Annotated in this window: 9 protein-coding genes; 4 read left to right on the top strand and 5 right to left on the bottom strand. The window is 59.5% G+C overall.

Going from position 1 to position 8,030, the window contains the following annotated elements; all coding sequences use genetic code 11:
• Positions 1-23 precede the first annotated feature (23 nt).
• Positions 24-467: an Npun_F0494 family protein gene (locus Q3Y53_RS07125; RefSeq protein ID WP_303534590.1), complete on the bottom strand. Its 444-nt coding sequence runs from the start codon at positions 465-467 to the stop codon at positions 24-26.
• Between Q3Y53_RS07125 and Q3Y53_RS07130 the strand changes: the two genes are divergently transcribed.
• The gene (locus Q3Y53_RS07130; RefSeq protein ID WP_303534592.1) at positions 466-1,032 is read left to right on the top strand and encodes a nucleoside triphosphate pyrophosphatase; all 567 of its coding nucleotides are present in this window, start codon (positions 466-468) and stop codon (positions 1,030-1,032) included. The genes Q3Y53_RS07125 and Q3Y53_RS07130 overlap by 2 nt on opposite strands.
• Here the strand turns inward: Q3Y53_RS07130 and Q3Y53_RS07135 are convergent.
• A complete protein-coding gene (locus tag Q3Y53_RS07135; protein ID WP_303534594.1) occupies positions 1,029-1,649 on the bottom strand; it encodes a DUF4079 domain-containing protein in 621 nt (206 codons plus the stop codon). The genes Q3Y53_RS07130 and Q3Y53_RS07135 overlap by 4 nt on opposite strands.
• 62 nt (positions 1,650-1,711) lie before the next feature.
• Positions 1,712-2,320 (bottom strand): 30S ribosomal protein S4, encoded by a 609-nt coding sequence (rpsD, locus tag Q3Y53_RS07140; protein ID WP_011363781.1) that lies wholly within the window; start codon positions 2,318-2,320, stop codon positions 1,712-1,714.
• Positions 2,321-2,396: 76 nt separating this feature from the next.
• On the opposite strand from rpsD, the gene yidD reads away from it, so the two are divergent.
• The 3 genes from yidD to Q3Y53_RS07155 are packed head-to-tail and all read left to right on the top strand — an operon-like array spanning position 2,397 to position 4,489.
• Positions 2,397-2,675 (top strand): membrane protein insertion efficiency factor YidD, encoded by a 279-nt coding sequence (gene yidD / locus Q3Y53_RS07145; protein ID WP_368506436.1) that lies wholly within the window; start codon positions 2,397-2,399, stop codon positions 2,673-2,675.
• Positions 2,675-2,947 (top strand): glutaredoxin family protein, encoded by a 273-nt coding sequence (locus tag Q3Y53_RS07150; protein ID WP_226426079.1) that lies wholly within the window; start codon positions 2,675-2,677, stop codon positions 2,945-2,947. The genes yidD and Q3Y53_RS07150 overlap by 1 nt, the downstream gene beginning before the upstream one ends.
• Before the next feature lie 36 nt (positions 2,948-2,983).
• The gene (locus Q3Y53_RS07155; RefSeq protein ID WP_303534600.1) at positions 2,984-4,489 is read left to right on the top strand and encodes a UDP-N-acetylmuramoyl-L-alanyl-D-glutamate--2,6-diaminopimelate ligase; all 1,506 of its coding nucleotides are present in this window, start codon (positions 2,984-2,986) and stop codon (positions 4,487-4,489) included.
• 34 nt (positions 4,490-4,523) lie between these two features.
• Here the strand turns inward: Q3Y53_RS07155 and Q3Y53_RS07160 are convergent, their stop codons facing one another.
• Together Q3Y53_RS07160 and Q3Y53_RS07165 are read right to left on the bottom strand one after the other, a co-directional pair.
• Complete coding sequence (locus Q3Y53_RS07160; RefSeq protein WP_303534808.1) at positions 4,524-5,690, bottom strand: aminotransferase class V-fold PLP-dependent enzyme; 1,167 nt, start codon at positions 5,688-5,690, stop codon at positions 4,524-4,526.
• Between the two features lie 99 nt (positions 5,691-5,789).
• Positions 5,790-8,030 (bottom strand): hypothetical protein (locus Q3Y53_RS07165; protein ID WP_303534602.1); only part of this gene is annotated, 2,241 nt, incomplete at its 5' end.

Below are 8,030 nucleotides of genomic sequence, written 5' to 3' on the forward strand. Positions count from 1 at the left end.
CAGGGGCCGCGGCGTGGTTTGGATCACAGCGGCCAGTGCCGACGCAGGCTGTGACGCAGACGCTCCAGCACCGGAATCGAACGCTGAAGGAGTGCAGGGTCGTCATCGAGGAGTTGGCGACCCAGGGGGGTGAGCCTGAAGCGGCTGGTCAGCCCCTGGCCATCCACTTCGCGGCGCAGCACGCCCACGCTGATCAGCCAACGCAGGTCGTCCTCGAGGGCTTCGCTGTTGCGGAACCAGCGTTTCTTGCGGTTGTAGCGGCTGGGTTCGCTCCAGAGGTCTCCTGCATCCAAGCCTTGCTGCTGAAGATCCCGGTAGAGGGCTTCAGAGAAGGGCAGGCATCCCATGGCCCGGCAAGCCCGGTCTCGGCTGCGTCGATCCAGTAGTTCGGTGGGGTGAGCGATGGCGAAGCCTCCCGTCCCTGGCAGCCTACGGAGCGTTGTTCTGCGGTGTGTTCCCGTGCTCATGCTTGCTTCCGCCTCGCCGGCGCGGCGCCGCTTGCTTGAGCAAGCGGGAGTGCAGCATCAGGTGCGCGTCAGCGGTGTGGATGAGGACCAGATCCAGCATGCAGATCCGGTAGAGCTGGTGAAATTGCTGGCTCAGGCCAAGGCCACGGCTGTTGCCCAGACGCTTGATCCTGTGGGCGATGCTGAGATCACGGCCGTGCTGGGCTGTGATTCCGTGCTCAGTTTTGAAGGGCAGGTGTTCGGCAAGCCCTCGGGGCCAGCCGAAGCGATGGAGCGTTGGCAGCGGATGGCTGGCGGCTGTGGATCTCTGCTGACGGGCCATTGCCTGATCCGTCGCGGACAACCTGAGGCATTGGCGTGCGTGGAAACGCTGGTGCGCTTTGCGTCGCTCAGCCAGGCCGAGATCGAGGCCTATGTGGCCAGTGGTGAGCCGCTGCAATGTGCCGGGGGGTTTGCCCTCGAGGGCCGCGGCGGCCTCTGCATCGATGGCTTGGATGGCTGTTATTCCAACGTGATCGGCTTGAGCCTTCCTTGGTTGCGTCAGCAGCTTTCTGCTTTGACTTAATGCAGCAGCAGATTTCGCGTTCCCGAGATCGCTTGCATGGCGAGGAGTAAAGCCACCAGCAGGTTGCTGCTGATGTGAATGCGCCTGGCCTTCACGGAATGACCAATCAAGGGCTGCAGCGCTGTTGAGCTCAGCAACAGGGTGGTGAGCAACATCCCCATCCAGAAATGGGATTGCCAGAACACGGGGCTCCAGGGAACATCGCTGAACCGCTCCACGGCGGGTTGCAGCCCCAGCAAAAGCAGGCCGCCTGCAGCGGCGACAGCCCAGAGAAAGCGCTGCCAGACCATTCGGGTTGCCAGCAGGCGTCCGAAGCTGAACATCACAGCACTGCCGGTGACGACCAGACCCAGGGGATGGCTGCTCCAGAGGCTGTGGCCTAAACCGATTAGCACCGCCACCAGCACACCGCCGGTAACCCAGGCTCCGTGTTGCGCGTGCTCCACCGGCACCGTGTCGGCGATTGGGTTGATCTTCAATCGTTTCTCCCGCGCCAGGATTCCAAGCCGGATCGTGGCGCCCACCACCGGGTAGACGAACAGGATCATCAGCACGGGGTGGATCAATCCGAGCCAGTCGTGGCTGGTGAGCGCTTGCAGTGCCTGGGGATCAGCCAAAAAAAAAACGCAACCCTGAACCCAGGGTTGCGCATCGTGGGGCTGTGAACTGCGGATCTGGATCAGACCTTGCGGGAGTAGTACTCCACCACCAGCAGTTCGTTGATTTCCAGGGCAACCCACTCGCGTTCGCAACGGGCGGTGACCTTGGCGCTCAGCTTGGACTTGTCCAGCTCGAGGTGGCTGGGCACGTTGGCCAGACCGGGGAACTCGAGGTTGGCTTCAGCCAGCTTCTTGCTGCACTTGCGCTCGCGGATGGCGATCACATCGCCAGGCTTGCACTGGTAGCTGGCGATGTCGGTCACACGACCGTTCACGGTGACGTGGCCGTGGTTCACAAGCTGACGGGCGCCGGGCACGGTGGGACCGAAGCCGAGGCGGAAACAAACATTGTCGAGACGGTTCTCGAGCAGCTTGAGCAGGTTGGTTCCGGTGGAACCTTCCTGGGCGCGCGCTTTCTTCACGTAGCGCACGAGCTGACGCTCGGAGACGCCGTAGTTGAAGCGAAGCTTTTGCTTCTCTTCGAGACGGATCGCGTATTCAGAGCGCTTGCGACGGGCTTGGCCGTGCTGACCGGGGGGATAGGACCGTTTGGCGGCCTTCCGGGTGAGACCGGGGAGGTCTCCCAAGCGCCGCGTGATCCTCAGACGAGGGCCGCGGTAACGGGACATAGGTGGGAAGGTGTGTGTTGAGATCGTGCGGTTGTTGGGCATGCTGGAACCGAAAGAGTCCCAGGCATCTGCCGCGATGCACGAATCAACCACTCTATCTGGCGGCCCGATGGCCAAGCTGCGACAGGCGATTAATCATGCTCTGGCGGCTGTTCTCCTGGCCGGTATTGGTTTTTATCGGCGCTTCATCTCCCCGATGATCGGGCCCCGCTGTCGCTTCATGCCCACCTGCAGCGCCTACGGCCTGGAGGCCATCCAGAAGCATGGTCCCTGGAAGGGGGGCTGGCTCACCGTGAAACGCCTGCTGCGCTGCCATCCGTTCACTCCCTGTGGCTGTGACCCGGTGCCCGATTGATGAAGCAGCTCACCCTGTACAGCCGCGCCGGTTGCTGCCTCTGTGAAGGCTTGGAATCCCGCTTGCGTGCCCTCGATCTCTTGGGGCTGTCGATCGAGCTGACGGTGATTGATATCGACGCGACCGGCACCCCCCAGGAGCTGAAGGCCCGCTACGACCTCGAGGTGCCTGTGCTCGCTCTCGATGGATCTGAGCTCCCCCGGGTCTCCCCACGTCTTACGGGCGAGGGACTGTTGAATTGGTTGCAACGCTGTCTGTCCACGGCGCTCTGAACGGCTTAAAACTCCCCCATGCAGAGGGGAGATGGGATGACGCAGGCGTTGCATGCCCTGTTGAGTGATGCAGGCATCGCAGTGCCGCCTGGGCTGGTTAACCCTGGATTAGAGGCGATCACCACCGATTCCCGGCGCGTCGGCCCTGGAACCCTGTTTCTCGGACTCCCCGGCGAACGGGTGGATGGAGGCACGTTCTGGGCCCAAGCCCTTGAGGCCGGTGCCGCCGCTGCTGTGATTGGAGCTGAAGCTGCTGCTGCACAACCGCCAGGTGCTGATGACCCTGTGGTGGTGATCCAAGAGCCGGTGGCGCGTCGAATCGGTGAAATTGCTGCGGCGTACTGGGACCATCCCTGCAGGCGTATGGCCCTGATTGGTGTGACCGGCACCAATGGCAAAACCACAACCACCCATTTGATCGAGCATCTGGCCGCTTCGTCCGGCCAAGCCGTGGGCTTGTTCGGCACGTTGGTGAACCGCTGGCCGGGCCACATCATCACGGCCACCCACACCACGGCCTTTGCCGATCTCCTTCAGGGGCAACTTGCCGAGGCGGTCTCCGCCGGCTGTGGCCTGGCGGCGATGGAGGTGAGTTCCCACGCTCTGGCGCAACAGCGGGTGGCGGGCTGCCGCTTCGCGGGAGCCGTGTTCACCAACCTCACCCAGGACCACCTCGACTACCACGCCTCGATGGAGGACTACTTCGAGGCGAAGGCGTCGCTGTTTGCGGATCCTCTGTTGTTGGAAGGCGATGCGCGATCGGTGGTCAACAGTGATGACCCCTGGGGGGCGCGGTTGGCTGAACGGCTAGGCGCAGCCTGTTGGCGCAGTTCGCTTGAGGATCCATCGGCTGAGTTGCGCATGAGCGATTTGCAGATGACGGCCGCTGGGGTGGAAGGTCGCTTGATCAGCCCTGTTGGCGAGGGCCGTTTTCGTTCGCCCTTGTTGGGTCGCTTCAACTTGATGAACCTGCTGCAGGCGGTTGGGGTGCTGCTTCAGCAGCAGTTGCCTTTGCCGGTGCTGCTGGAGGCCATCGGCCGATTCGGTGGCGTGCCGGGCCGGATGGAGCGGGTGATTTTGAACGGTGTGGATGCAGCGAATTTGCCTCCGGTGCTCGTGGATTACGCCCACACGCCCGATGGCTTGAGTAACGCTCTTTCAGCAGCGCGTCCGTTCTGCACCGGGCGGCTGATCTGCGTGTTCGGTTGCGGTGGTGATCGGGATCGGGGCAAGCGTCCGCAGATGGCGGCGATTGCGTCACGCCTGGCTGACCGCGTGGTGGTCACCTCCGACAACCCCCGCACCGAGGATCCTCAGCAGATCCTGGATGACGTGGTGGCGGGGATTCCGGACGGAATCGATCTCATTGTGGAGGGCGATCGGGCCAGTGCGATCGCTTCAGCTATCGCAGAGGCTGAGGCCGATGATCTGGTGCTGGTGGCCGGTAAGGGGCACGAGGATTACCAGATTCTCGGCACTGAGAAGGTGCACTTTGATGATCGCGAGGAAGCTGAACGCGCCCTGCGTTTGAGGTTGTCTTGAAGCAAGGTGCTCTGACGCGGTTGATCTGAGCCGATCAAAGGGTGCCGATCGCTGCCACCAGGGCGTTGATGTCGTCGTCTGTGGTGCTGATGTGGGTGCAGGCTCTCAAGCAACTGGGGTCCGCCAGATCGCGAATCCAAAGCCCTTGGGCCCCCAACTGCTTCACATGCTCAGCGGGGGATACTTCGCCGTTGATCTGGAAGCTCACCAGTCCGCTGGCGGGCGCCGTTTCCAGCAGGGGTGTGACGTGGTCTAGCCCTTGGAGTTCCTGCCAGAGGTGGCCGCTAAGGCTTCGAATGCTGTCCCAGCGTTGTTGGGCTGATCCCTCTTGTTCCAGCAGTTGCAGTGAGCTGCGCAGGCCGGCCATCAAGGGCACGCAGCTGGTGGCCACTTCAAAGCGGCGGCTGTCGTGGTGAAACAGATCAGTGCTGCTCAGATCGGCCTTGCTTTCATCGCGCAGGCTGCGCCAGCCGATCACGGTTGGCGCAGCCTCAGCCAGCACACGCTCGGAAAGCGCCACGCCCCCCAGCCCTTCTGGACCGCAGGCCCACTTGTGCCCGGTGAAGGCGTAAATGTCGGCCGCGGCAGCGGCCTCTTCAACGGGGATCTGTCCGAAGCTCTGGGCGGCATCCACCAACAGAAAAGGTTGTTGGGGGTGCTGATGGAGCTGCTTGGCGACGGTGGCAATTGGCATCACCTGGCCGGTGTTCCAGAGCAGATGGCTCAGCACCACCAGACGGGTGCGGGGGGTGAGGGTTTGGTCAATCGCCTCGACCACGGCGGCATCGCATTGGGCCTGATCCCCCCGCAGATGCTTCACCGGCAGCACGTCGATGGCGAGGTTCTGTCGTCTGGCCAGTTCAACGCAGGCACTCACGACTCCAGGGTGTTCGCAGTCGCCGATCAGCAGCCGGTCCCCTTTGGTAAAGGGCAACCCCCATAGCGGCAGCACGCAGCCGCTGGTGACGTTTTCGGTGAGGGCAAGCCGATGGGGCGGAACACCGCAGCACTGGGCCAGAAGACGGCGGGTGCTGTTCACCTCTTTGGCGATGTAGGGCCAAACATCTGCAGTGAACGGCCCGAGCTCCTGAATGCGTGCCCAGCTTGCGGTGATCGCCTCCAGGGATGGATTGGGCAAAGGCCCTTGGCCGCCGTAGTTGAAGTACGTCTTGTTCTGCAGGGCAGGGCAGAGGTCGCGCATGGTTACGGCTGCCTGTATTGGCTCTGCCGCCATGTTGCTGCAGACATTCAGCGGACTGTGCCGTACAGCCCCCTGAATGAGATGAGGAATGTGGCTTGCTTAAGCGGCCAAAGGATCCTGGAAGCTTTCACCCTCGAGCGAATTGTTTCCATCTTGGTTGCCATCTGAACCAATCACGCCAGAGGTTCCAGGTGCTTCGAGGGAGCCGACATAAGCGGGCTCAGACTCAATCGCATTTTGATCCTTGAAGGAATCGTTCTCCCAGGTTGAGCTTTCACCCTGGCTATCGAGCTCATTCCAAGAGATGCTTTCAGATCCTTGGAAATCTTGATCACCAGTATGCAGTGATTTGCCCCAGTCATTGTCGAGGACAGCTAAGTCAGCGAGGTCGATCTTGCCGTTGAAATCAGCATCAACATCTTTGGCGAGCGATGCATCGACAATGCCGTTCCCATCAGCATCGGTTTCGTTGTCACCGGGGATGACTGTTTGCTGACGTGCAGCGCCAGCATTGAGGTAGGCAAGGTCTTTCATGGAAACCCGGCCGTCGTAGTTGAGGTCACCTTGGAAGGTGATCAGGTTTGAGGAACCTTTGCCTTCATTGGTGAAGATCTCTGATCCTTCGGCCTGGATGGAGACGATGCCATCGGAGAGATCAAGCACATTGCCAGCTGAGCCGGTGACCTTGATGTCGGTGGTGAGTGTGGTGGATTCACGGGCATCGCTGACAAAAACACCATCGATGAAAGAACCACTGGCAACGCTGGTCTGTGAGAAGTCAGCAGAAGCGAGGGTGGCGTTCTGGTTGTAGACCTCGCTGTAGTTGAGATTGTTGGCTTGGATGTTGCCGACATTGAGCCAGTCGACGGATGTGGTGAGTGTGTCTCCAGAGCGGATCAAATTGGTGAACGTGGCATCAGCACCGACGACGCGTTGGGTTCCCAAGACGAGGCCATCATCTTGCTGTTCGAAGTTGATCTTGGCTTCATAGAGAGTGACGTCTTCGCTGCCGACGGCCGCATACCCGCCTAAATCATTGAGGGTGACAATCTCGCGATTTAGAAGGCCTGTTGCATCAAAGAAGTTCTTGGACAACACTGTTTCATCTGCGTTAGCAGAGAGCGAGAAGGAGAGAGGATTGGTAACGAGGCTGCCGTCTGCATTTTTTTCGATCGTGGCGAGTGCCTCTTCATCAAAGTCAAGCGAAATTGATGCAATGACAGTCTCTGAGGAAACACCTTGACCTGCGTCAAGGGCTGCGAGGCTTGCAGCGGCTAATCGCAAAGTGCCCGATTCATTGTCAATCTCCACTGCGTTTGCTATGGGTAATTCCCCTCCAATGCGAACATCAGAAGCGTTGATTACGCCAAAGAGGAGCGGATCAAAATGCAGCGTTAAATCCGCCGATTCAATGGTGTATCCCTCCCTCAATGACTCACCTGTGATTAAAAGTGAGTAGCTTGCATCGTGATCTACGGAGTCGCCTAGAACTGCAACTTGAGGCAGTATTGAGGACTCTGATGTTAAGAGGGCTTGGAGGCGTAATGCACGATCCCCCGAATCAATGGCTTCTTCGTTGAGGAAGTAGACGGAATCATCGAATTGAATGCTGTCGACATTCCGCAAAGTATCGGTACCGTAGTGGGCATCATTACTTGTGACTTTGTAGAAATATCCATCTAGATCTCGAGCTTTTGTAATTCTGTAGTCAGACATCACGCCATCGAGATTTAGTTCTTCAAAACCAATGATGAGGTCATCACCGGCTTGATTGCCCTGCATGCCCGGGCCAGTGGGAATGGGATTGCCGTAGGAATCGATTAGAGCGACGTTGCCGTCGAGGTCAATCCAGATGTCTTTGTTGTTGTAGTTCTGTTCTGAGAAGTAATAGTCGCCTTCTCCAGCGCCCGTTAGATCCCATTCTGTGGATCCGTAGTGCTGGGAATAAATTTCGAGAGTATCGACGCGGCGGAGGGTGTCAGTGCCTTGGTTATCGGAGTTGCCGGAGCGGTCTTGAACGATGAAGTACTCGCCCTGCTCATCACGAAGCCGAGCGATAGCGAGATTAGAGAGAGCCGAGTCTCCGTACCAAGGTTCCCAATTTTCAGCTGAGTCTGAGTAAGAAACGCGATCAAAGCCAATGATGAGGTCATCACCGGACTGATTGCCCTGTTCACCAGCTTGGGGAGTGATCAGGCCACCGGAGTAAGGATCGAGATAAGAGATCTGGCCATCGAGGTCAATCCAGATGTCTTTGTTGTTGTAGTTCTGTTCTGAGAAGTAATAGTCGCCTTCTCCAGCGCCCGTTAGATCCCATTCTGTGGATCCGTAGTGCTGGGA

The organism is Synechococcus sp. YX-04-1 (genome assembly GCF_030546365.1).
GTDB lineage: Bacteria > Cyanobacteriota > Cyanobacteriia > PCC-6307 > Cyanobiaceae > Parasynechococcus.

What these genes read in the sequence shown, in the direction of transcription:
- Q3Y53_RS07155 (WP_303534600.1), top strand. Translation starts at nt 2,984, where the DNA reads ATGACGCAGGCGTTGCATGCCCTGTTGAGTGATGCAGGCATCGCAGTG.
- Q3Y53_RS07130 (WP_303534592.1), top strand. Translation starts at nt 466, where the DNA reads ATGCTTGCTTCCGCCTCGCCGGCGCGGCGCCGCTTGCTTGAGCAAGCG.
- Q3Y53_RS07160 (WP_303534808.1), bottom strand. Translation starts at nt 5,690, where the DNA reads ATGCGCGACCTCTGCCCTGCCCTGCAGAACAAGACGTACTTCAACTAC.
- rpsD (WP_011363781.1), bottom strand. Translation starts at nt 2,320, where the DNA reads ATGTCCCGTTACCGCGGCCCTCGTCTGAGGATCACGCGGCGCTTGGGA.
- yidD (WP_368506436.1), top strand. Translation starts at nt 2,397, where the DNA reads ATGCACGAATCAACCACTCTATCTGGCGGCCCGATGGCCAAGCTGCGA.
- Q3Y53_RS07150 (WP_226426079.1), top strand. Translation starts at nt 2,675, where the DNA reads ATGAAGCAGCTCACCCTGTACAGCCGCGCCGGTTGCTGCCTCTGTGAA.
- Q3Y53_RS07125 (WP_303534590.1), bottom strand. Translation starts at nt 467, where the DNA reads ATGAGCACGGGAACACACCGCAGAACAACGCTCCGTAGGCTGCCAGGG.